Source organism: Parazoarcus communis (assembly GCF_003111665.1).
GTDB classification, from domain to species: domain Bacteria; phylum Pseudomonadota; class Gammaproteobacteria; order Burkholderiales; family Rhodocyclaceae; genus Parazoarcus; species Parazoarcus communis_B.
Genome location: NZ_CP022188.1, coordinates 435099 through 455274, shown reverse-complemented (window position 1 = coordinate 455274; position 20176 = coordinate 435099). Strand labels below are relative to the sequence as shown.

The 20176-nt window shown below is 62.9% G+C and carries 21 protein-coding genes; 7 read left to right on the top strand and 14 right to left on the bottom strand.

Features of this window, described 5'->3' with window-relative positions:
* The first annotated feature begins 49 nt into the window (after positions 1–49).
* The 3 genes from gmhB (at position 50) to CEW87_RS22985 (ending at position 1879) form a co-directional block, all read left to right on the top strand.
* The gene (gene gmhB / locus CEW87_RS02110; protein WP_108971251.1) at positions 50–583 is read left to right on the top strand and encodes a D-glycero-beta-D-manno-heptose 1,7-bisphosphate 7-phosphatase; all 534 of its coding nucleotides are present in this window, start codon (positions 50–52) and stop codon (positions 581–583) included.
* A gap of 17 nt (positions 584–600) precedes the next feature.
* A complete protein-coding gene (locus CEW87_RS02105) occupies positions 601–1380 on the top strand; it encodes a lysophospholipid acyltransferase family protein (RefSeq protein ID WP_108971250.1) in 780 nt (259 codons plus the stop codon).
* Positions 1381–1459: 79 nt separating this feature from the next.
* Positions 1460–1879 carry a GFA family protein gene (locus tag CEW87_RS22985; protein ID WP_108971249.1) on the top strand — a complete coding sequence of 140 codons (420 nt, stop codon included), beginning with the start codon at positions 1460–1462 and terminating at the stop codon, positions 1877–1879.
* 119 nt (positions 1880–1998) lie between these two features.
* Here CEW87_RS22985 and CEW87_RS02095 read toward each other — a convergent pair whose 3' ends face one another.
* The 5 genes from CEW87_RS02095 to CEW87_RS02075 form a co-directional block, all read right to left on the bottom strand.
* Entirely contained in the window at positions 1999–2562 is a 564-nt protein-coding gene (locus CEW87_RS02095) for a phasin family protein (RefSeq protein WP_108971248.1), read from the bottom strand.
* A 339-nt stretch (positions 2563–2901) separates the two neighbouring features.
* Complete coding sequence (locus CEW87_RS02090; protein ID WP_108971247.1) at positions 2902–3678, bottom strand: enoyl-CoA hydratase; 777 nt, start codon at positions 3676–3678, stop codon at positions 2902–2904.
* Between the two features lie 32 nt (positions 3679–3710).
* Positions 3711–4262, bottom strand: coding sequence for a lipopolysaccharide transport periplasmic protein LptA (gene lptA / locus CEW87_RS02085; RefSeq protein WP_108971246.1), 552 nt, complete (start codon positions 4260–4262; stop codon positions 3711–3713).
* Positions 4259–4837 (bottom strand): LPS export ABC transporter periplasmic protein LptC, encoded by a 579-nt coding sequence (gene lptC, locus CEW87_RS02080; protein WP_108971245.1) that lies wholly within the window; start codon positions 4835–4837, stop codon positions 4259–4261. Before lptC ends, lptA begins: the two co-directional genes overlap by 4 nt.
* Before the next feature lie 90 nt (positions 4838–4927).
* Positions 4928–5896, bottom strand: a complete 969-nt coding sequence (locus tag CEW87_RS02075) for a KpsF/GutQ family sugar-phosphate isomerase (protein ID WP_234421637.1) — start codon at positions 5894–5896, stop codon at positions 4928–4930.
* Between the two features lie 159 nt (positions 5897–6055).
* Between CEW87_RS02075 and CEW87_RS02070 the strand changes: the two genes are divergently transcribed.
* A complete protein-coding gene (locus CEW87_RS02070; protein ID WP_108971244.1) occupies positions 6056–8023 on the top strand; it encodes a monovalent cation:proton antiporter family protein in 1968 nt (655 codons plus the stop codon).
* A 7-nt stretch (positions 8024–8030) separates the two neighbouring features.
* Here CEW87_RS02070 and CEW87_RS02065 read toward each other — a convergent pair whose 3' ends face one another.
* From CEW87_RS02065 to CEW87_RS02025, 9 genes are all read right to left on the bottom strand, one after another.
* Positions 8031–8687 carry a type II secretion system protein gene (locus tag CEW87_RS02065; protein WP_108971243.1) on the bottom strand — a complete coding sequence of 219 codons (657 nt, stop codon included), beginning with the start codon at positions 8685–8687 and terminating at the stop codon, positions 8031–8033.
* Between the two features lie 62 nt (positions 8688–8749).
* On the bottom strand, positions 8750–9448 hold the full coding sequence (locus CEW87_RS02060; RefSeq protein ID WP_108971242.1) for a type II secretion system protein: 699 nt from the start codon (positions 9446–9448) through the stop codon (positions 8750–8752).
* Entirely contained in the window at positions 9436–10680 is a 1245-nt protein-coding gene (locus CEW87_RS02055) for a hypothetical protein (RefSeq protein ID WP_108971241.1), read from the bottom strand. Before CEW87_RS02055 ends, CEW87_RS02060 begins: the two co-directional genes overlap by 13 nt.
* Positions 10677–11084, bottom strand: coding sequence for a hypothetical protein (locus CEW87_RS02050; protein ID WP_108971240.1), 408 nt, complete (start codon positions 11082–11084; stop codon positions 10677–10679). The genes CEW87_RS02055 and CEW87_RS02050 overlap by 4 nt, the downstream gene beginning before the upstream one ends.
* On the bottom strand, positions 11081–11674 hold the full coding sequence (locus CEW87_RS02045) for a hypothetical protein (protein ID WP_108971239.1): 594 nt from the start codon (positions 11672–11674) through the stop codon (positions 11081–11083). The genes CEW87_RS02050 and CEW87_RS02045 overlap by 4 nt, the downstream gene beginning before the upstream one ends.
* The gene (locus CEW87_RS02040; RefSeq protein WP_108971238.1) at positions 11674–13200 is read right to left on the bottom strand and encodes a hypothetical protein; all 1527 of its coding nucleotides are present in this window, start codon (positions 13198–13200) and stop codon (positions 11674–11676) included. Before CEW87_RS02040 ends, CEW87_RS02045 begins: the two co-directional genes overlap by 1 nt.
* A gap of 14 nt (positions 13201–13214) precedes the next feature.
* Positions 13215–14423, bottom strand: a complete 1209-nt coding sequence (locus CEW87_RS02035) for a type II secretion system F family protein (RefSeq protein ID WP_108971237.1) — start codon at positions 14421–14423, stop codon at positions 13215–13217.
* A complete protein-coding gene (locus CEW87_RS02030; RefSeq protein WP_108971236.1) occupies positions 14420–16159 on the bottom strand; it encodes a GspE/PulE family protein in 1740 nt (579 codons plus the stop codon). The genes CEW87_RS02035 and CEW87_RS02030 overlap by 4 nt, the downstream gene beginning before the upstream one ends.
* A complete protein-coding gene (locus tag CEW87_RS02025; RefSeq protein ID WP_234421636.1) occupies positions 16156–17745 on the bottom strand; it encodes a pilus (MSHA type) biogenesis protein MshL in 1590 nt (529 codons plus the stop codon). The genes CEW87_RS02030 and CEW87_RS02025 overlap by 4 nt, the downstream gene beginning before the upstream one ends.
* 344 nt (positions 17746–18089) lie before the next feature.
* Between CEW87_RS02025 and CEW87_RS02020 the strand changes: the two genes are divergently transcribed.
* The 3 genes from CEW87_RS02020 to mlaD are packed head-to-tail and all read left to right on the top strand — an operon-like array spanning position 18090 to position 20163.
* Entirely contained in the window at positions 18090–18908 is an 819-nt protein-coding gene (locus CEW87_RS02020) for an ABC transporter ATP-binding protein (protein WP_108971234.1), read from the top strand.
* A complete protein-coding gene (gene mlaE / locus CEW87_RS02015; protein ID WP_108949362.1) occupies positions 18905–19696 on the top strand; it encodes a lipid asymmetry maintenance ABC transporter permease subunit MlaE in 792 nt (263 codons plus the stop codon). The genes CEW87_RS02020 and mlaE overlap by 4 nt, the downstream gene beginning before the upstream one ends.
* Positions 19696–20163, top strand: a complete 468-nt coding sequence (gene mlaD, locus CEW87_RS02010; protein WP_108976866.1) for an outer membrane lipid asymmetry maintenance protein MlaD — start codon at positions 19696–19698, stop codon at positions 20161–20163. The genes mlaE and mlaD overlap by 1 nt, the downstream gene beginning before the upstream one ends.
* Positions 20164–20176 lie beyond the last annotated feature (13 nt).

Sequence of the window (20176 nt, the reverse complement as noted above, 5' to 3'; positions counted from 1 at the left end):
GGCGGTCCGCTGCTTGCGGATTGCCTCCAAACCGGTGCGGAGCCTGTAAATGAAGCTGATCATCCTGGACCGTGACGGAGTCATCAATGTGGACTCCGACCAGTTCATCAAGTCTCCCGATGAGTGGAAAGCGATCCCCGGCTCGCTGGAAGCCATTGCGCGGCTCAATCAGTGGGGCTGGCGGGTGGTCGTAGCCTCCAACCAGTCCGGCGTCGGCCGCGGGCTGTTCGGCATGGACACGCTCAATGCAATCAACGACAAAATGGTGAAAAGCCTGGCGCAGGTCGGTGGCCGCCTGGATGCGATTTTCTTCTGTCCGCATTCGGCCGACTCCACCTGTGAGTGTCGCAAACCGAAGCCCGGCTTGCTGATTCAGGTCGGGGAACGCTTCAACGTCGACCTCAAGGGTGTGCCGGTGGTCGGCGACAGTCTGCGAGATCTGCAGGCTGGCATCGCCGTCGGCTGCAAACCCTATCTTGTGCTCACCGGCAAGGGCACGAAAACCCAACAGGATCCAGCCCTGCCCGAAGGGACGCTCGTCTATCCCGATCTGGCAGCGGTTGTTGCCGATCTCACCGCCTGAGTACGCTGGTCTTTATCGTGATATTTCTGCGTTCCTTTCTGTTTGCGATCGTCCTCGCGATCGTCACGCCGCCCTATGCGATTTTCGGGGTGCTGACCTTTCCCTTCCCGCCGCGGGTCAGGCATCGGATCATCACCTCGTGGGCGCCGCTTGTCATGTGGTTCGTGTGGCATCTGCTCGGTATCCGCTACCGCGTGATCGGCAAGGAGAATATTCCTTCGGGGCCATCCGTCATCCTGTCCAAGCATCAGTCGGCGTGGGAAACCATGGCCTTGCAGGTGATCTTTCCGCCCCTGTGCTTCGTGCTGAAGCGTGAGCTGCTGCGGGTACCGTTTTTCGGTTGGGGGCTGGCACAGATTCCCGGTATCGCCATCGACCGCGCTGCCGGCAAGGACGCGCTCGCTCAAGTCGTTGAGCAGGGCAGGGCCAGGCTGAAGGAAGGCTTCTGGGTCGTGGTGTTTCCCGAAGGCACGCGCGTGGCGCCGGGAACGACCCGTCGCTACAAGATCGGCGGAACCTGGCTGGCAAAGCGCGCCGGTGTCCCCATCGTGCCGGTGGCTCACAACGCGGGTGAGTTCTGGCGGCGCAATGCGTTTCTGAAGCAGCCCGGCGAGATCGTGGTCAGCATCGGGCCTCCGATCGACGTCAAAGGTGTGAAAACGGAAGAGTTGAACACCCGGGCCGAAGCCTGGATCGAGGGCGAGATGCGGCGGCTTTTTCCGCATCACTACACAGCTGAGGCGCTGGCGGCGGTTGGCTCAGACATCAAGTCGTCGGAGTCCGAAAACCTGGGATGACGCACTCCGGCTCACAGTGTGCTGGCCAGATTCGGGCGCTTGTGTGGAATATCGGTGTTGAGTGTCGAAGGGATGGCTGATGAACGGTGAATGCCTGTGCGGAGAGGTAAGGTTCGAAGTTGATGGCGCGCTACCAAACCTCTATCAATGCCACTGCTCCCTGTGTCGTCGAGCAACCGGATCTGCGGCCAATGCCGCTACTTTTGTCCAGCGAGAGCACTTCCGCTGGGTGTCCGGTCAGGAAAGAATCCGCTCCTTTCAAAAGCCAGGCGGCTACCGGACAGACTTCTGTTCGGTATGTGGCAGCCCTGTTCCAAATGCGCTGAGAGGTACGGAGATGTTCTGGGTTCCAGCCGGCCTGCTCACAGGACTGGTCGCATCCAAAATCTCTGCGCACCTTCATCTGGCTTCAGCGGCGGCGTGGGAGCAGGAATCAGACGATTGCGTTCGCCTGGAAGGTGGCCCCGAAAGTCTGGAGTCACTCAAGCAGTTGTTGTAGTGGCCGGATGCCCATTTGGCTGCGCACTATCTGCGCCCTTCGATGAGCGCGATATACCGTAGACGAAAAAATGGCCCCGCACTGCGGGGCCATTTTCATTCAGCCGGGGCTGAATTCGATCAGGCAGCCTTCTTGGCAGCCGTCTTGGTCGTGGTGCTCACGGCCTTCACGGTTGCGCTGGTAGCAGCAGCAACGTTGGCTTCGGCCAGTTCGGTCGCCTGCTTGGCGGCCTTGCTGAAGCTGTCGTAGGCGCTGTTGGCAGCGGCGATGGCAGACTTGACAGCAGCCACGGCAACGTCGGAACCAGCCGGTGCGGACTTGGCAGCCTTGTCCAGAGCAACGGCAACGCCCTTGTTCATTTCAGCGACCTGGCCTTCGACGACCTTGGACAGCTCTTCCTGGCTCTGCGAAGCGATTTCATACACGCTGCGAGCGTAGGCAACAGCCTTCTCGACCAGCGGCTGAGCCAGCGAGCTTTGCAGGGACAGAACTTCCTGCAGGTCCTTGGCACCCATCAGGGCCTTGGTGCTGGCAACGCTGTCTTCGAGGATCGAACGAGCGGTGTTCAGGTTCAGGGCAGCCAGGCGCTCGGCGTTGGCAAAAGCGCTGTTGGTCAGGCTCAGCAGGGTTTCGATGTTGGCCTTGTTGGTGGCGGCGAACTGCTCGGGGGTAAATGCGTTCATGGTCATCTCCTGGGTGAATGCTAAAAAAGCGGTTATGCAAAGACATCGGGTTTTGGTTTGCCGCGATGTTGCGTTGCAGCATGGTCTGAATTATAGGCAGACGAGATCGCATGTCAAGCTATTTTTTGTGCGCTGCACCATTTCCTAACCTGCTGCATTTTCAAATGCTTAGCTGATGCTTCTTGCAGGCCGGGAGGTCTTGAATGCCGCTGAAACGGCGTCAGAGCGTCGTTGCAGACATGTTGACGTCATCGTGCACAGAGGGTGTTTCAAACCGATGAAAAACCGCATCAAGGAGAAACTGCCGCCGGCATTGCACCGGCGGCATCCGCACGAAGCTCAGTTGTGCTTGAACACAGGCTTGCGCTTGGCAACGAACGCGGCCATGCCTTCCTTCTGGTCGTTCAGTGCGAAAGACGAGTGGAAGACGCGGCGCTCGAACAGCAGGCCTTCGTTGAGGCTGCTTTCGAAGGCGCGGTTGATCGACTCCTTGATCATCATGACCACGGGCAGGGAGTATCCGGCGATGGTCTCGGCTGCCGCAAAGGCTTCTTCGAGCAGTTTGTCGGCGGGCACCACGCGCGATACCAGCCCGGCACGCTCGGCTTCGGCTGCATCCATGAAACGCGCGGTCAGGCACATGTCCATTGCCTTCGCCTTGCTGACGGCGCGCGGCAGACGCTGGGTTCCGCCGGCGCCCGGAAGGATGCCAAGCTTGACTTCAGGCTGACCGAACTTCGCAGAGTCGGCCGCAATGATGAAGTCACACATCATTGCCAGTTCGCATCCGCCGCCAAGCGCGAAGCCTGCAACGGCAGCGATGACCGGCTTGCGGCAGGTCTTGACCCGCTCCCAGTTGCGCGTGATGTAGTCGCCCTTGTAGGCGTCCATATACGAGAACTCCGCCATGGCACCGATGTCGGCGCCGGCGGCGAATGCTTTATCGGAGCCGGTAATCAGGATCGCACCGATGTTCTCGTCCGCTTCGTACGCGTCGAGTGCGTGCCCGATTTCATCGACCAGGCTGTCGTTGAGTGCGTTCAGGGCCTTGGGCCGGTTGAGCGTGATCAGGCCGACACGGCCGCGAGTTTCGGTGATGATCATTTCGTAACTCATGCGTTCTCCTTTTTTGGCTTGCGATTGTCTTTTTATTGGGCAGCGGGTGCTGCGCTACCGGGTGTTGCCTTGTTGTCGCCCTTGGGTTGAATCGTTGCCCGCACGCGGCCGGGGCTCGCGGTGCTGCCCGGCGCATTGGTCACCAGGTAGTTTTCGCTGACCGAGTCGTACTCGATGTAGGCTCCGCGGACTTCGTCTCCGCCGCTGCGGACATGGGCGCGCTTGAACAGTTTGGCTTTCTCGCCACGACTGTCGTACTCGATGCGCTCGGCTTCACCGTCGACATAGTCGCCGCTGCCTTCGCGTTTCTGCCGGAATGAGGCCAGCTTCCCCCCGGATGCGGTGGCCACACCGTTCTGGAAGCCATCGGCCCCTTGGGTGACGACCAGTTTGTCGCCCTTGATCTGCAGCGTGCCCTGGGTGAGTACGACGTTGCCCTCGAAAATGTGGACCTTGTTGCGGTCGTCGACCGTGACACGGTCAGCTTCGATATCGACTGGTTTTTCGCGGTCGGCACGTTCGGCAAAGGCGGGCGTGCACATCGTTGCCAATGCGAGCAAGGAGATGGTTAAAGCAGTTTTCATTGATTTTTCCCTTGGCGTCGGGGGATGTTCACCCGGGCCTGACCGATCAGGTCCAGAGTGCCAAACAGGTTGTCCGCACGCAGGCCAAGCGCCTCGGCGGTGGTGAGCCCCTGAGTCAGCTTGACCGGGGCGGTGGATTCGGCGCGGTGATCCTCGGGCCAGACGGTCAGCTTCTCCGATGCGAAGCGCATCATGTCCTGCCCGGGGTTGGCCTCACGCTCGGCTTTGACTTCGCCATGGAAATCGACCCGCTCGCCCTCTGCGGACACTTCACCCGCGTTCGCGGTGATTTCCATCCGGCGGCTGCCTGAAAGAATCTCAAGCCGTGGTCGGTCAAGCTGGGTGACGCCCGATTGTGGCAGGTGGGTGAGCTGGTCGGACAGCAGCACGTAGCGCTGCGTGCCGTCCTTGCCATAGCCGGTAATGCGGGTCTGATTGGCGATGAAGTCGGGTGCGCTGCTCTGTGTGGGCGCGACGTCCGCAGCCGGTGCGCGGGTCAGGCGTTCAAGCCAGATCGACGCGCCGGCAAGCAGCGCGAGCGCAAGTACAGGGTAGATGCGATAGGCTGACTGCATCGCGCTTACCCGCGGCGGCCGCGAGCGGGGCGGCCGGAAATGTACTGCATTCGCACAGACTGTCCCTGCATCAGATGACCTTGGCCTGCATCAGATGACCTTGGCCTGCATCAGGTCGTGCGTGGTGAGCGCACCGGCAAGCGCGCCGTTGTCATCGATGACCAGCAACTGGCTGATGCGCAGGCGCTCCATCATCTCGGCGGCCTCCGCCGCCAGTGCGTCGGGTCCGATCGAATGCGGGTTACGGGTGATCACGTCGGCCAGCACGCTGGTGCGAAAATCGATGCCACGCTCAAGCGCACGACGCAAATCGCCGTCGGTGAAAATGCCCGCGATCTTCGAGTCCGACGACGCGATCGCGGTCATGCCCATGCCGCCGCGGGTCATTGCCAGCAGTGCTTCGTTCAGTGGTGCCGCTTCCGCAACGACCGGCACGCGGTTGGCTGCACGCATCACGTCGCGGACATGGGTCAGCAGGCGGCGCCCCAGGCTGCCGCCGGGGTGGGAGCGGGCAAAGTCCTCCTCTCCGAAGCCGCGCGCGTCAAGCAGGGCGACCGCCAGGGCGTCGCACAGTGCGAGGGCGGCAGTGGTGCTGGCGGTCGGCGCGAGATTGAGCGAGCAGGCTTCTTCGCTGACCGCAGCATCAAGGTGCACGTCGGCTTCGCGGGCCAGCGGCGAGTTGGGTTTGCCTGTCATGGCAATCAGTCTGGTACCGCGACGCTTGACCTGCGGCACGATCATCATCAATTCGTCGCTTGCGCCGGAGTTCGATAGTGCGATCACGACGTCATCTTCGGTGATCATGCCGAGATCGCCGTGTGCCGCTTCGGCAGCGTGCACGAAGTACGCCGGGGTACCGGTGCTCGCGAGCGTTGCAGCAAGCTTGCGTGCAATATGCCCGGACTTGCCGATGCCCGTGACAATGACACGGCCCGGGCTCTGCAGGATGAGCGCAACGGCCTGTTCAAACTCGGTGCCCAGGCGCCCGGCCAGCGCAGCGACCGCAGCAGCCTCGATCTCAAGTACCCGGCGGCCGACACGGGTAGCACTTTCTAGCAATGAAGAGTCGGGGACGATTGGTTTCACAATAGGATGAAGCGGTTAAACTGAAAGAAAAGCGGAGCCTGACGGAGAGCTTAACCTGCAGGCATGACTGGCCGCGATTGTATAACAGCCGGGCCCCTCGCCGGGGGCGGGCGTTCAACTCCACAGGCTCCAATGCTGAACACCCTGGAACTCGTCTTGCTGCTGCTTGCCGCTTCGGTGGTGATGGTGGCGCTATTCCGCAGCCTCAATCTGCCGCCGGTGCTCGGCTATCTGCTTGTCGGCGCAGTGGTGGGACCGCACGCGCTGGGTTTGGTGCCATCGTCGGAGGGCGCAAGCCACCTCGCAGAGTTCGGGGTGGTGTTCCTGATGTTCTCGATTGGCCTCGAGTTCTCCCTGCCGCGCCTGTTTGCGATGAAGCGCATCGTGTTCGGACTGGGGGCCCTGCAGGTGGTGGCCTGCATGCTGCTGACCATGCTGCTCGGACGGCTCTTCGGTTTCGGATGGACTGCCAGTTTTGCCCTTGGCGGCACGCTGGCGATGTCGTCTACCGCCATCCTGTCCAAGCTGCTCACCGACCGGCTCGAGCTCGACAGTCGGCACGGACGCGAAACGATCGGTGTGCTGCTGTTTCAGGATATCGCGGTGGTGCCGCTGCTGATCCTCCTGCCCGCTTTGTCGCGACCGCCCGAGGAGCTTGCGTTCACGCTCGGGCTGGCGGCGGTCAAGGCCGTCGTTTTGCTCGCACTGGTGCTTGTGTTCGGCCAGCGACTGATGCACTGGTGGTTCACCGTGGTGGCCAAGCGCAGGTCGGGCGAGCTGTTCATGCTCAATGTGCTGCTGATTACGCTCGGGCTGGCATGGCTTTCGGAGCTGGTCGGCCTGTCGCTCGCGCTGGGGGCGTTCCTCGCCGGGATGCTTATTTCGGAGACCGAGTACCGTTACCAGGTGGAAGAGGACATCAAGCCGTTTCGCGATGTGCTGCTCGGACTGTTCTTCGTCACGGTGGGGATGTTCCTGGATGTCGTTGCGATCCTGCACAACCTGCCTGCGGTAATTGGTCTGGTGCTTGCGCTGCTGGTATTCAAGTTCGGCATCGTCTTCACGGCGTCGAAGGCGCTGGGTTCGCCGCCGGGCACTGCGATGCGCTCGGGGCTGTGGCTGTGTGCGGGGGGAGAGTTCGGGTTTGTGCTGTTGTCCGAAATCGCCGGAGAAAATCTGATGCCGGCCGGCCTGCTGCAGACGACAGTGGCGGCACTGGTGCTGTCGATGCTTGCCGCTCCGCTGATCGTTCAGATCAGCGACAAACTGGTGCTGCGCTTCGTGGCGTCAGAGTGGCTGATGCGCTCAATGGAGCTGACCCGGGTCGCAGCGCAGTCACTGAATAACGACAAGCACATCATCGTTTGTGGCTATGGGCGCAGCGGTCAGTATATGGCCCGCTTCATGGAGCAGGAGAACGTCAGCTACGTGGCGCTCGACCTCGACCCCGACCGCGTGCGCGAAGCCGGCGCTGCCGGAGATACCGTGGTGTATGGCGACGCCGCGCGGCGCGAGACTCTGATGGCAGCCGGCATCATGCGCGCCAGCGCGCTGGTGATTTCCTTCAGCGAGGTCGAGGCCGCACTGCGGGTGATGCATCACGCCCATGCGTTACGGCCGGATCTGCCGGTTGTGGTGCGGGCCACCGACGAATCGAATATGGACAAGCTTTCACTGGGCGGTGCGGCCGAGGTCGTGCCGGAGGCTTTCGAGGGCAGCATCATGCTGGCATCACATGCGCTCGCGCTGGTCGGGGTGCCCTTGAATCGCGTGGTGAGGCGGATTCGCGATATCCGGAACCAGCGCTATGGTTTGATGCGCGGCTTTTTTCATGGCGCAACGGATGTCGGCGAGCCGGATTCCAGTCTGTTCCGTCTGCATTCGGTGTCGGTGCCGCCGGGCGCTGCATCCGTGGGGAAAACCATTGTCGAATTGCACCTGGATGAGATCTCGGTCTCGGTGTCCGCAGTTCGCCGGCGCGGGATTCGCGGCTTGTCGCCGGGCCCGGAAACACGCATTCTGGAGGGGGACGTGGTCGTGCTGCTCGGCCTTCCTGCGGGGTTGGAGTTGGCCGAGCAGCGATTGCTAAAAGGCGCCTGAGCGGCCCTCAGAACCCCAGGCAGACCGCGTAGGCCACTGCCTCGTCGAGCGGGTTTGTGGTGCTGATCGGGGTGAGGGTGGCGCCGCTTCCTGTTCCGGCTCGCATCGAACCTGTCGTCGGGTCGCCATCGTCGAGAGCGGTATCTAGCTGGACGACGTATTTTCCGAGAATCCCGCCCGAGCACATGGCATGGCTGCCGCGGACGCCAAGCGGCGCCCCGGTTCCGCCTGCCTGCACCCCGATGCGACCGCCGTCGGCGTTCAGCGGGAGAAAGTTGGGATCGGTCGTCTGTGTGGGCCCGCCGGCAAGGTTGGCCAGGCGCAGATGCTGCCAGAACAGCACGGATTCGGGTTGCGGGGTGGCCGTTGCGGCGTCCCAGTCGCCATCAATCCGGCCGTTGCCGTCGCCGAGCGTGGTGCAGGTCGTGTTGCCTGCCGGACACACATGCGTGTCGGCGCGCAAGTCGTCACCTGGGAGCGCGCGGAACTTGTCCTGGTATCCATAGATGTACAGCGGGATGATGCGGAAATCCTGGGCGAGGTTCTTGACCTTGGCACTGTTGATCAGCTCCTGCCCTTTCAGAACCCCACCCATTAGCAGGCCGATGATGACCAGCACGATGGCGATTTCGACCAGAGTGAAACCGGATTGCCTTGCTTTCATGTTGCGACTCCTTTTTGCTTCGTGGTGAGAATGAATCACGCGGAGCAGGGCGCCGGATGCGATCACAGTCGTCCCGCCTGAGCCAGCCTGGCGATCAGCAGTGGGTGGCCAATCCAGTGCAGCTGATCATCGAAGCTGCTGGTGGCTTCACCGGTTTCAAAAACGGGAGCCCCTGCCGAATGACTGGCGTTGAGGCCGTCGCCGATGCCGTTCGGGCCGGTGGAGAAGACGATTGCAGCCGCGCGTGAGGCGCTGGTCGTGGTGATCGGCGTGCCGGCGTGGTCGCGAATCTGCAGATTGCTTTGAGTCGTCGAGTTGGCGGTGATGGCTGCGTCGGTAAGGCCGGTATCTGCGCGGTATCGCCAGTGACCGTGCCAGCTGGTAGCTGCGGATGTGCGCGGGTTGCCCCAGGCGTCGGTCGGCTCGGTTCCCAGGGTGCGCCAGGGCAGGTAGCCCGGACTGCCGTGGTTGCAGGGCGGGTTTTGCTCCAGCCCGTAGGCGGGGCTCGCAGGGTCGGGTTCGGTGCTTGGGCAGGGCAGGCGGCCGTGAATGATGGCGAAGCCGATCAGGGCCTGTTCGATGTCGTGAAGCCTGGATGCCGTTTCCTGTCTGGCACGTACCTCGATCTGGCCGCTGATCGGTGCCATCAGGGTGCTGCTCAGCAAGGCAAGGATCACCAGCACCACCGCCATCTCGACGAGGGTGAAGCCGGCGGCTGAATGCGGGCGGACGCGGATGAGCGGGCGGGCTAGTGAATGCATTTGATCACGTCTACGCTCGCCGGGTTTGAGGGTGTCGAAACGGTGAAGGCGGTTGAACCACTGAAATCTCCACTGCCTGCCACCAGGCTCGCGGCAGTGAGCCCCTCGAAGAACTGCACAGGGTCGGCGCGCTCGGCCGGGCTTTCGCGTGACTGCGCGGCAGCGCCGCTGCGAATGCGTTCGCCACCGAACAGGACAAGTGCGCGACATGATTCGACGGCGGCAAGCGGAGGCGAATGGGCGGTGTCGGTCAGGAATGCCTGCAGGCAGGGACTGCCGTTGGCACAGACCACGAAATGCAGCTGGTCGCGCCAGTTGTCGTGCAGGTCCGCGTACTGCGGAGCGATGCCGAGTGTGCTGGCATCCGGGATCGCCCCCTGAAAGCGTTCGGGGCTGACCTGGGTTGCGTGAGCGGAAAGGAAGCCGGTCTGGTTCAGCGCGGTGTCGAGTGCAGTGGTCGCGCGACTGATCATGGCGTCGATGAGGAGGGGGAAGTCGTGCCGCCGGCGCAGGCCGTCGAAGATGTCGTCGGTGGTGATCCAGGCGATAAGGTCGTTGTTGACCGTGTCGGTGGGATTCCCTTGCACGATGGCAAGCGCGGATGAAAAGTCTGCGGGGTAGGGCTGATCGAGGTAGGCGGGAAGGTCGGCAACTGCATCGTTGCTGCCCGGGCAGAGCCGCCCTGATGCAGGAGGTCTTGTTTGCGATGCGTTGGCCAGGCCGGGGGCAAGCAGCACCGCGACTGCACGCAGGGGCCGCCCGCCCTGAGCTGCGAGTGGTCGCCCTGTACTGTCGGTAAGATCGAACTGCCCGGGACTGTCCCAGTTGAGTGCGAGCGGCTTGGGGTTGTTCTTGACGCTGCCCGCCACCGCGTACCACAGGCAATCACCCCATCCGTCGCGCAGATCGGACAGCCCAAGGGTGCGATAGGGAAAACGGCCGATGGCCCCGTGGTCGCGGACATTGCATGCCCCTATCCGGGCCGAGCCGGTATTGGCTGCGTCGGGGCAGGGCAGATATCCGTAGCCTTGGCCGGGATGTTGTTCGGCATAACTGATGGCGTAGCCGAGCAGCGCATCTCTTGCCTGCGCGAGCGCAACCGTACTCCTGGCCTGTGCCTGCAACTGGATCCGTGCCGAGAGTCTGCCGGCGCTCAGCATCACGCCGGTGCCGCCGATCACGAGGATCAGCAGTACTGCGATCAGAATGGATCCCTGTTGCACCCTTTTCATTTCACTCGGCCATCGTCCCCGCGTTGAAGCGGGATTGTTCCCTGCTGCCGCGTGGTGTTGGCTGGAGACCAGTGCTGTCCGGCGCTCAGCCGAACCTCCTGCCCTGTGCGTGCGTCGATACGGAGCTGTGCGGTCTCGAGCTCGGGGTGGTAGGGCGGATCCGGCTGCTGTGTGTCCTGATCGACCCATAACTTCACCAGCTGCCGCTCGCGCCAGAGCATGCCGTCGAAGCGGATGCCTGCCTGTTTGGGAGTGGCGCTGGGGGCGGGCTGAAGCTGGGCCTGTTCGAGCGCCCGCCGTTCATCGGGTGTGAAGAACAGGCGTCCAGGGCGTTCTGCGCGCGCCAGCCCGCTGATCGCGAGGGCGGCGCACAGTAGCAGGACGAGGATGCGCCGGGCTCTCATGACGATGCACCTGCGGCCGGGTGCAGGGTGATCCAGTCGAGCTCGCAGCGTGCATGCAGTGGTGTGACGACAGGGCCGTCGTCGTGAGTCGCGTGCGCGCGGATGATTTGGCATCCGCGCGGGATGACACTGACTCCGGGTGTGGCGGCAAGGGATTGCAGTGCGACGCTCAGGGCTTCTTCATGCAGCACGCCGGCACGCAGGCTCAGATGCAGGATCGAGCGCGTCGGCAGTCCGGAGGTGTCTGGCTTGTCTGGCACGCGTGGCCTTGTCCTGAGTTCGACCGAGAACAGGTGAGGGTCAGACTGAAGCCTGCGCAGTGCATCGTGCCGGCGGCCCGGGACGGTATCGGCGTCTATGAGCTCGAGTGCGGCAAGGCGAGACCGGGCGAGCTGGCTGCGCACGGTGTCGTCCCTTGCCTGTTGCAGTTGCGATCGGGCCTGCGTCAGTGCCCGTTGTGCAAGTGCGAGCATCTGAGTCTGGTCATGCCTGGCGTAGATGGACAGCCCAAGCCCAGTTCCTGACAGTGCGAGCAGAACGATCGCGATCGCCAGAGCCTTGCGCAGAGGTAACGGAATGCGCCTGCCCATCACTGACCGCCTTGCGCCGCTTGTGCCAACGGCAGCGTGAAGCTCAGGTTCAGGCGGGACGGCCTGGGGGCGGCGCGCGCGTGCTCGTCAGCCGTGGAAACGATGTTCGGGAGGTGTTTGGCCTGTATCTCGAGATGAAAGCTGCGCTGCCAGTCATCGATCAGGCGCAGGCTTTGCTCCACCGGGCTGTCTTCCGCAAACGTGGTTTCGGGGGCAAGATTCGCGTCGATTTCGACGGCGATCCCCATCGTCCCGGTCGTTGTGCTGCTCCTGGTCTGTGCGGCATCGGCGGCATGCCAGCTCAGACGCTCAAGCTGAAGTGCCGGGGTGGCGTCGAGCATCGTGCTGACCTGATGCATCACGTATTCGTCTGGTACTGAACTGCTTCGGGTGTGTTCAAGTTCGTCGAGCCAGTCGAGCGTGACGGCCACTGGCGCGGGCAGCGCAGGACGCTGCCTGTTCACGTCGTCGATCTGCTGCTGTACTGCGAGTCGTTCGGTTTCGAGCATGGCGCTCTGCCGCGCGAGGCTGCGGGCGTCGAGCAGCATGGCTGCGGCGGCGAGGAGCATGATGAGGGCCGCGCTGCCTGCGGTCCGGAACAGTCCGCGCCGAAGTCGTGCCGCGGTGTATTCGCTCTTCAGTGTTGTGGCGGGATACTGAACCGAAGGGGGTTTGTCGATGAGTCTTTGCAGCAGGAAAGGGCGCGAATCGGAGTCGGATGTTGCTCCGTCGGGCTGCCGTGGTCGCGCTTGTGCAGGGAGATCGGTGAACTGAAGGTCGATGCCCTTGTCCTGCGCGCTGATGCTGCCCAGGGTGTCGCGATCCGCAGGATGGGCAAGAAACAGGGTTTTCAGCGCTGCGTTGTCGGCGATCAGGCGCTGAGCTGCGAGATAGGCCCGGGTCTGGGACAGTTCGCTGGCGTAGAAGGGCAGGCATTCCGCAAGCGAACCTGCCCGTGGGGGCGCAATGCGGGTGAAGCTCACTTTGCCGTTTCGAAAAAGGGTCTGACGCATGCCGGCAGCCGTGAGGCTGAGTAGCAGGCAGGTGTCCTTGCCGAGGGGGCTCCTGCGCTGCCAGTGCTCGAGCAGACGAGGCGGGGTATCGAGGCGGGTCACGATGGCCGAGGCTTGCTCGAGTACCTTGAACCATGGCTCGAACAGCGCTGGACGCGTCAGTGCACAGAACAGGAATGTATCGAGCGCCGGGTTGCCTTCATGTCGCCCCTGGTGCTCGCTGGTCGTGAAGTCCGTGCCCGGGAAGTGCTGGCGCATCTTGCGCAGGATCATTGCCTTGCGATCGTTGCGGTTTGCGCGGGGAAGATGCTCCAGCGCGCACCGCTCTTCGGCAAGATCGACGAGGATGGCAAATCGGCACCGATGTGCCTGCGCCCCCAGCCATTTTCGGAACGCGGCAACACCTTCGTCTCCACCCGCCCTGAAATGCGCGCAGGGTTCGAGGCGACCACGTTCGTGGCGCCATGCTTCGAGTCCGTCGGCGTCGATTACGAGCAGTCTGTCGGGTTTCATTGATTGCGCTCCGGTCAGACGGGTAGCCGGGTGAGAATGTCGTACACCGGACCAAGCACGGCAAACACGATCCACAGCATCAAGGCCCCCAGGATCAGGGTGAGCATTGGCTCGGCACTCGCCTGAAGCCGCTCGATGGATTCTTTGGTATCTCGCTCGTAGAAATGAACGACATTGCCGAGGGCGGTGTCGAGGCTGCCTGTCTGCTCTCCGATTCTCAGCATGCGGGTCACCAGTTGTGGGAAGAGTCCGGTGAGCTCGAAAGCAGACGCGATGTCGTGACCTTCGGTGATGCGCAGGCTAGCCGTGCGCAGACTGTCGCGGATCGCTAGATTGCCACTGGCGTGCTCTGCCGTGCTCAGGGCATCGAGCAGCGTGATTCCGGATGCGTAGAGCATGGACAGGAGGCTGGCGACGCGTGCCAGCGCAATCTTGTACTGCAGCGCACCGAGCAGCGGCAGGCGCAGGCGCAAACGGTCGAAATCAAGCTGGAGCGCCGGGTTGTTGCGGATGGCAAAGCGCGTCGCGCCCAGGGCGGGGGCGAGCACCACCGGGATCAGCCATCCATGGTGTGCGAGGCCGCTCGACAGCTCGATCAGGATGCGGGTTTGCAGTGGCAGGGCCTGCCCTGTGCTGCGGAACAGGCGGCCGAGCTCGGGAACGACAAACAGGAGCGCGACCGCGATTGCCGCGCACAAGACCGAGCCGACGATGATCGGATAGATGGCGAGTTTGCGCGCGTGGGCGGCGAGTTCGTCTTCACGGTGCAAGGCATCTGCGAGTTGGCGGAGCACAGGGGCGAGCGTGCCGGTCTGCTCGCCGACCCGGAGCAGGCTGCAGAACACCGCGTCGAATGCACCCGGATGGCGGGCCGCGGCTTCCGACAGCGGGAGTCCGCCCTCGATGTCCTCCACCAGTGTGCTCACGACCTGCTGCATCTGCATGTGCGCGGTGGCTTCGCGAAGGTCGGTGAGGCTTTCGATGATGGGGACGCCGGCAGCAAGCAGCTGTTCCAGATGAAAGCAGAAATGGATGAGTTCGCGGCGCGGGATGCGTCGGCTCCAGACGCGGCGTCCGGTGTGCGGGTTGGCCGGTTCGCCGTGGACGAGTGTCAGTCCGCGGCGCTGCAGGCGCGATTCGAGATCCTCGATGTCCGCGGCGTCTGTGGTGCCGCGCACGCTGCGGCCACCGTTGTCGATTGCCCGATAGGTATGGAGCGTCATGACGGGGGCTGGTCGTGGTGGTGGAGACGAATGACGCGGGACAGCTCTTCAATGCTGGTGCTGCCGTCGAGCACGCGACGCGCGCCGTCCCGGGCCAGGTCGACAAAACCCTTGCGCGCTGCGGCGGCGGCGAGCTCACGCCGTCCCGCCCGGCGACTGACGAGGTCGTCGAGCTCTTCATCCATCAGCAGACATTCGACGATGGCAAGCCGCCCGCGATAGCCGCGGTGAGCACACTCGGGGCACCCCCGGGGACGATGAATCCTCGTCGTCGCGGCGTGCTCCGGCAGGATGCCGAGCACTTGCTGTTCGGCGACAGAGGGGCGGTCGGGCTGACGGCATGCCGGGCACAGGCGTCTGAGCAGGCGCTGGGCGATCACGCCGACGAGGTTGCCAGCGAGCAGGTCGGGGCGAAGGCCGATGTCCAGCAGCCGGGGAATGGCGCCGAGCGCGGAGTTGGTGTGCAGGGTTGAATACACCTGGTGACCGGTCATGGCTGCCCGCAGCGCCATCTCCGCGGTATCCGTGTCGCGGATCTCGCCGACCAAGATCACGTCCGGGTCCTGTCTGAGCATGGCGCGGATGCCGCTGGGGAAGTCGATCCTCGCGCCGTCGGAGATCGTGGTCTGGCGGACCATCGGCATCGGATACTCCACCGGGTCCTCCAGCGTCATGATGTTGCGGGTTTCGTCGTTGAGCTGGTTGAGAATGGAGTAGAGCGTGGTGGTCTTGCCGCTTCCGGTCGGGCCCGTGACCAGGATCAGGCCTTCGGGGTGAGCGATCATCCGTGAAATGCGATCCTGCTGCTCGGCGGCGAGCCCCAGGTGCGCGAGGGGGACGATCCCTTTCTGCCGGTCGAGGATGCGCAGGACGATGTTCTCGCCATGCAGGGTCGGCTGAGCGGAGACCCGGAAGTCGATTGGACGGCCGTTGAGGGTGAGCGAGATGCGGCCATCCTGGGGGCTGCGTGTCTCGGCAATATTGAGGCCTGCCATCACTTTCAGCCTGACCACCATGGCCGGCCAGTAACTGTGGTGCAGCACCCGGATCTGCTGCAGCAGGCCATCGATGCGGTAACGAATGCGCAGGAAACCGGATTCGGGCTCGAAGTGGATATCGGAAGCTTCATGTTTTACCGCGTCGACCAACAGCGCATCGATGAGCCGGATGACAGGTTGTCGGGGGTGTCCCGGACCTTGGTCTTGCGGCTGGGGGGCTGTGCCGGATTCGATCTCGTGCAGGATGCCGTCGATCGAGAGCTGGTAGCCGTAATGGCGGTCAAGCGCCTGGCGCAGTTCGGATTCGGCCGCAAGGCGCAGCGCGATGTCGATGCCCGGCTCGCACACACTGCGAAGCGCATCGAGCGCAATGATGTCGTGACCACCGGGGCTGGCAAGGGTGAGCCGCTTGAGGTCGGCGTCGAAGTGCAAGGGCAGCAGACGGTGCTGGCGGGCGATTTGCTCGGGGACGAGGGCAAGGGTGGCCGGATCGATGACGACGCTGGCGAGCTCAACGCTTTGTTGCCCGAGGCGGGCGCTCAGAGTGTCTCGTAGCGTGCCTTCGGTGAGAAAGCCGAGTTCGATGAGGGCTCGTCCCAGTTGTTGCTTGCTGCTCGCCTGTTCAATGAGACCGATACGAAGCTGGTCTTCGGTGATCAGGCCGGCATCGAGCAACTGCTGCCCGATCGTTTTCGGATCACGGTTGTCGGCGGCCAGCAGCGGGGTGATCGTATTCATCGCTGCGCGGCGCCCGGCCCGGAAGCATTGCCCGAGGACAGCGAACCCAGGATGTGCGCTTGCTCGGGCGGCGTGCGAAAGAAATCCGGAGTGGGCAGGGATTCGCGATATCCGGCGTAGCCGGCATCGATTGTGGGGCGCTCAATCAGTAGCGGACGCAGGAAAATGACCAGTTCGGTGCGTTGTGCGGAATTCTCGCGCCGGGTGAAGAATTCACCGAGGACGGGGATTGCCCCGAGAAGCGGAATGCGACCGGTATCGTAATCGAGCTTGTCCTCCATCAGGCCGCCGAGTACGGCGATCTCGCCGCTGGACAGGCGCAGGACGGATTCGATTTCACGTGTGCGGATCTGCGGCACGCGGTTGGGAATGCTTCCGAGCGAAGGGTTCGGGTCGTCGCGGAAGCCGGAAATGCTGGAAATCGTCGGGCGTACGTTGAGGATGATCTCGCCGTTCGCACTGATCTGTGGCGTCAGGGCCATCACCATGCCGACCGACACCGATTGCGGTGTCGTGGTCGCGGTGATCTTCTCGCGGTCGCTGTCGCCGTAGGCAGTGGTCGAGGCGTCCACCAGAAAATAGACCACCTCTTCGACGACCTTGAGCATCGCGGTCTGATTGTTCAGCACCGAAAGGCGGGGGCTTGAAAGCACCTTCACGGTGCCGAAGGATTCGAGCAGTTCGAGCCTGATGTCGAGCTTGTCCGACAGGTAGGAGAGTGTTGGCGACAGTGTGCTGCTGTCGGCGCCAGAGCCGCGCGGTTGGATGTTGCCGCTGCGGGTGCCGAGGCGCGTCCAGTCGATGCCCTGCTTGTATCCGTCGCTGAGTGCGACCTCGACGATGGTGGCCTCGATGATGACCTGACGTCGCGCGGCGGTCTGAACCCGCTCGAGGAACTCGACAATGCGTTCGTGCTGGGTGCTGTTGGCGCGGACCATCAACACCCCGGTTTCACGATTGACCATCACGAACTCGGCCTGCTCGGGTTCGGCGCAGGGGGCAGACTGGCCTCCGTCACGGTCAGACGAATCCTGTCGGCGGTCCTCGCAGCGGCGACGCAGGATGAACCGGGTGTGCTCCCGGAGGATGGTTCGGATGTTGGTTTCGAGTGACTCCCAGAAGCGGTTTGCCGACAGGGTTTCAATTTGCGTGAGAGAGGTGTTGCCGCCGGCACTGCGCTTGCCGTCAAGCGCGCTCGAACTGGTTGCAATCTGGGTGCTGGTGGCGACCGAGCCGCTCATGCTTCGGCTCAGGTTGACGTAATCCACCTGGTAGGTGCGCAGGTAGGGGGTGTCTGGCATTACCGCGAGATAGCTGCCTGCGAGTTCGAACCGGATGTCGGCCTGGCGCGAGATTCGCGTAAGCAGTTGTCTCAGGGGCTGATTGAAGGCATTGAGCGTCACAACACCGGTAATGCCCGGATGGATGTCGATGTCGAGTCGGGCGTCGCGTGCGATCGCGTTGAGGAGTTCGACGACTGAAACCCGGTTGACCGAAATCGAATAGGTGGGGGCTGGGAGGGGCGGGACGGCTTCTGCCGCGGATGCTGCGGGTTCCGGCGCTGTCGGTAGCGCCTCGGTTTTCATGTCCGGCGTGTCGGAGCGCAGATGAGTGTCCGCCGGTGCACGCGGAAGCGTCTGAGTGCAGCCCAGTACTGAAGCGCAAACGATGGCAGGGATGAGTTTGTAAATATTCATATCGAATAATTGAATGCTTTTAGCATAATACATTCTCGTGTCACCGCGTCAAGATGGCAGGTCGCGCTGGAGGCGGCGGGGGAGTGGCTGGGGTGGCTGCCTGACCCGTGTTCCGGGTGGCCTTGTCGGGAGTGGGGGCGCTTCGAACGTTGTCGCATTGCAACAGATTTGCCCTGAGGCGCGCCGCTCCTCTGCTAAACTGCCGGCCTTTACTACCCTAAGATTTCCCCCCGGTGACTCCCTCTTCTACGCAAGCGCCTCTCGTCAGCCTGCGCGACGTTCGTTTTGCCTATGGCGAGCGAGAAGTCTTGCGCGGTATCGACCTGGATGTGCATCGTGGCCAGGTCGTGGCAATCATGGGCGGCAGCGGTTGTGGAAAGACCACGCTGCTGCGTCTGATCGGTGGCCAGATTCGCGCGACGGGCGGTCGCGTAGAGGTGGAGGCTCAGAACGTTGGCGAGCTCGGCAACGCTGCCCTCTACGCCTTGCGCAGGCGCATGGGCATGCTGTTCCAGTTTGGCGCCCTGTTTACCGATATGAGTGTGTTCGACAATGTGGCTTTCCCCTTGCGCGAGCACACCGAGTTGCCCCCGGGCCTGATCAATGACCTCGTGCTGATGAAGCTGCAGGCGGTGGGTTTGCGCGGGGCAGCTGCGCTGATGCCTTCCGAGCTGTCGGGCGGGATGGCGCGGCGGGTGGCGCTGGCCCGGGCAGTGGCGCTTGATCCCATGCTGGTGCTCTACGACGAACCCTTTGCCGGACTCGATCCGATTTCGCTTGGTATCGTCGGGCAACTCATTCGCCGGCTCAACGATGCGCTGGGCGCGAGTACGGTCATGGTGACCCATGATGTGCATGAGTCGCTGGAAATCGTCGATTACGTGTACTTCGTTTCCGAGGGGCGGATCGTGGCCCAGGGCACGCCGGACGAAATTCGTGCATCCGGGCATCCTTTCGTGCATCAGTTTGTCAACGCTGAAGCGGACGGACCGGTGCCTTTCCATTATCCGGCGGCGCCGATGTCCAGTTTGCTCGATCGGGGTGTGCGATGAATCCGGTCATTGATTTTGTGCGGCGCGTCGGTGCAATGACGGTGGACGCAGTGTGGCGCTTCGGTTTCGTGGCACGCTTCTTCGTCATGATGCTGCTGTACTCGGGACAGTCGATCCGGCGCGTGCATCTCACCATCCGTGAGATCTACTTCAGTGGCGTGCTGTCTCTGCTGATCATTCTGGTGTCCGGGCTTTTTGTCGGACTGGTGCTCGGACTGCAGGGCTATGAAACACTGCAGCGCTACGGGTCGAGCGATGCGCTCGGCGTGCTGGTGGCGCTTTCGCTGACGCGCGAACTGGGCCCGGTGGTTGCCGGCTTGCTGTTTGCCAGTCGTGCCGGCTCTGCGATTACGGCCGAGATCGGTTTGATGAAGGCGACCGAGCAGTTGAAGGCCATGGACATGATGGCCGTGAACCCGATTGCGCGTGTTGTTGCGCCGCGCTTCTGGGGTGGGGTGATTTCGATGCCTTTGCTGGCAGCGATGTTTTCTGCCATGGGCGTGTTTGGTGGCTGGCTGATCGGGGTGGTGTTCATCGGCGTCGACGATGGCGCGTTCTGGTCACAGATGCAGGCGGCTGTGGATTTTCGCTACGACATCCTGAACGGGGTGCTGAAATCCTTTGTTTTCGGTGTGGCGGTATCGTTGATTGCGGTGTTCGAAGGCTATGACTGCAATCCGACGGCCGAAGGTGTTTCGCGGGCGATTACCCGCACGGTGGTGAGCTCGGCGCTGGCAATTCTGGCGCTGGATTTTGTACTGACTTCTTTCATGTTCCGGGGTCAATGATGAGCAGAACGACGCTCGACCTGTGGGTGGGTGTGTTTGTGGTGCTGGGTTGTGCGGCACTGATTTTTCTGGCAATGAAGGTCGGCAACTTCACCGGCCTGAGTGGCGCGACGCTCTATGCGGTTGAGGCGCCCTTCGACAACATCGGCGGGCTCAAGGTGCGGGCGCCGGTCAAGAGTGCGGGGGTGTTGGTCGGGCGCGTTGCGGACATCCGCTTCGATTCGCAGCGCTATCGCGCGGTGGTCAAGCTCGAACTGGATAGTCGTTATGAATTCCCCCGCGATACCATTGCCACCATCCTGACGTCCGGTCTGCTCGGCGAGCAGTACATCGGACTTGAACCGGGGGCGGAGGTCGACGTGCTCAAGGGGGGCGACGTCATCCAGATTACGCAGTCTGCAGTCGTGCTCGAGAAGCTGATCGGTCAGTTCATGTTCAACAAGGCGGCTGAAGCGCCGGCGCAATGACGGCCCCGTCCCG

What these genes read in the sequence shown, in the direction of transcription:
- CEW87_RS02035 (WP_108971237.1), bottom strand. Translation starts at nt 14,423, where the DNA reads ATGACGCTCCATACCTATCGGGCAATCGACAACGGTGGCCGCAGCGTG.
- CEW87_RS02040 (WP_108971238.1), bottom strand. Translation starts at nt 13,200, where the DNA reads ATGAAACCCGACAGACTGCTCGTAATCGACGCCGACGGACTCGAAGCA.
- CEW87_RS02050 (WP_108971240.1), bottom strand. Translation starts at nt 11,084, where the DNA reads ATGAGAGCCCGGCGCATCCTCGTCCTGCTACTGTGCGCCGCCCTCGCG.
- CEW87_RS02070 (WP_108971244.1), top strand. Translation starts at nt 6,056, where the DNA reads ATGCTGAACACCCTGGAACTCGTCTTGCTGCTGCTTGCCGCTTCGGTG.
- mlaE (WP_108949362.1), top strand. Translation starts at nt 18,905, where the DNA reads ATGAATCCGGTCATTGATTTTGTGCGGCGCGTCGGTGCAATGACGGTG.
- CEW87_RS02030 (WP_108971236.1), bottom strand. Translation starts at nt 16,159, where the DNA reads ATGAATACGATCACCCCGCTGCTGGCCGCCGACAACCGTGATCCGAAA.
- gmhB (WP_108971251.1), top strand. Translation starts at nt 50, where the DNA reads ATGAAGCTGATCATCCTGGACCGTGACGGAGTCATCAATGTGGACTCC.
- CEW87_RS02025 (WP_234421636.1), bottom strand. Translation starts at nt 17,745, where the DNA reads ATGAAAACCGAGGCGCTACCGACAGCGCCGGAACCCGCAGCATCCGCG.
- CEW87_RS22985 (WP_108971249.1), top strand. Translation starts at nt 1,460, where the DNA reads ATGAACGGTGAATGCCTGTGCGGAGAGGTAAGGTTCGAAGTTGATGGC.
- lptA (WP_108971246.1), bottom strand. Translation starts at nt 4,262, where the DNA reads ATGAAAACTGCTTTAACCATCTCCTTGCTCGCATTGGCAACGATGTGC.
- mlaD (WP_108976866.1), top strand. Translation starts at nt 19,696, where the DNA reads ATGAGCAGAACGACGCTCGACCTGTGGGTGGGTGTGTTTGTGGTGCTG.
- CEW87_RS02095 (WP_108971248.1), bottom strand. Translation starts at nt 2,562, where the DNA reads ATGAACGCATTTACCCCCGAGCAGTTCGCCGCCACCAACAAGGCCAAC.
- CEW87_RS02055 (WP_108971241.1), bottom strand. Translation starts at nt 10,680, where the DNA reads ATGAAAAGGGTGCAACAGGGATCCATTCTGATCGCAGTACTGCTGATC.
- lptC (WP_108971245.1), bottom strand. Translation starts at nt 4,837, where the DNA reads ATGCAGTCAGCCTATCGCATCTACCCTGTACTTGCGCTCGCGCTGCTT.
- CEW87_RS02090 (WP_108971247.1), bottom strand. Translation starts at nt 3,678, where the DNA reads ATGAGTTACGAAATGATCATCACCGAAACTCGCGGCCGTGTCGGCCTG.
- CEW87_RS02065 (WP_108971243.1), bottom strand. Translation starts at nt 8,687, where the DNA reads ATGAAAGCAAGGCAATCCGGTTTCACTCTGGTCGAAATCGCCATCGTG.
- CEW87_RS02060 (WP_108971242.1), bottom strand. Translation starts at nt 9,448, where the DNA reads ATGCATTCACTAGCCCGCCCGCTCATCCGCGTCCGCCCGCATTCAGCC.
- CEW87_RS02045 (WP_108971239.1), bottom strand. Translation starts at nt 11,674, where the DNA reads ATGGGCAGGCGCATTCCGTTACCTCTGCGCAAGGCTCTGGCGATCGCG.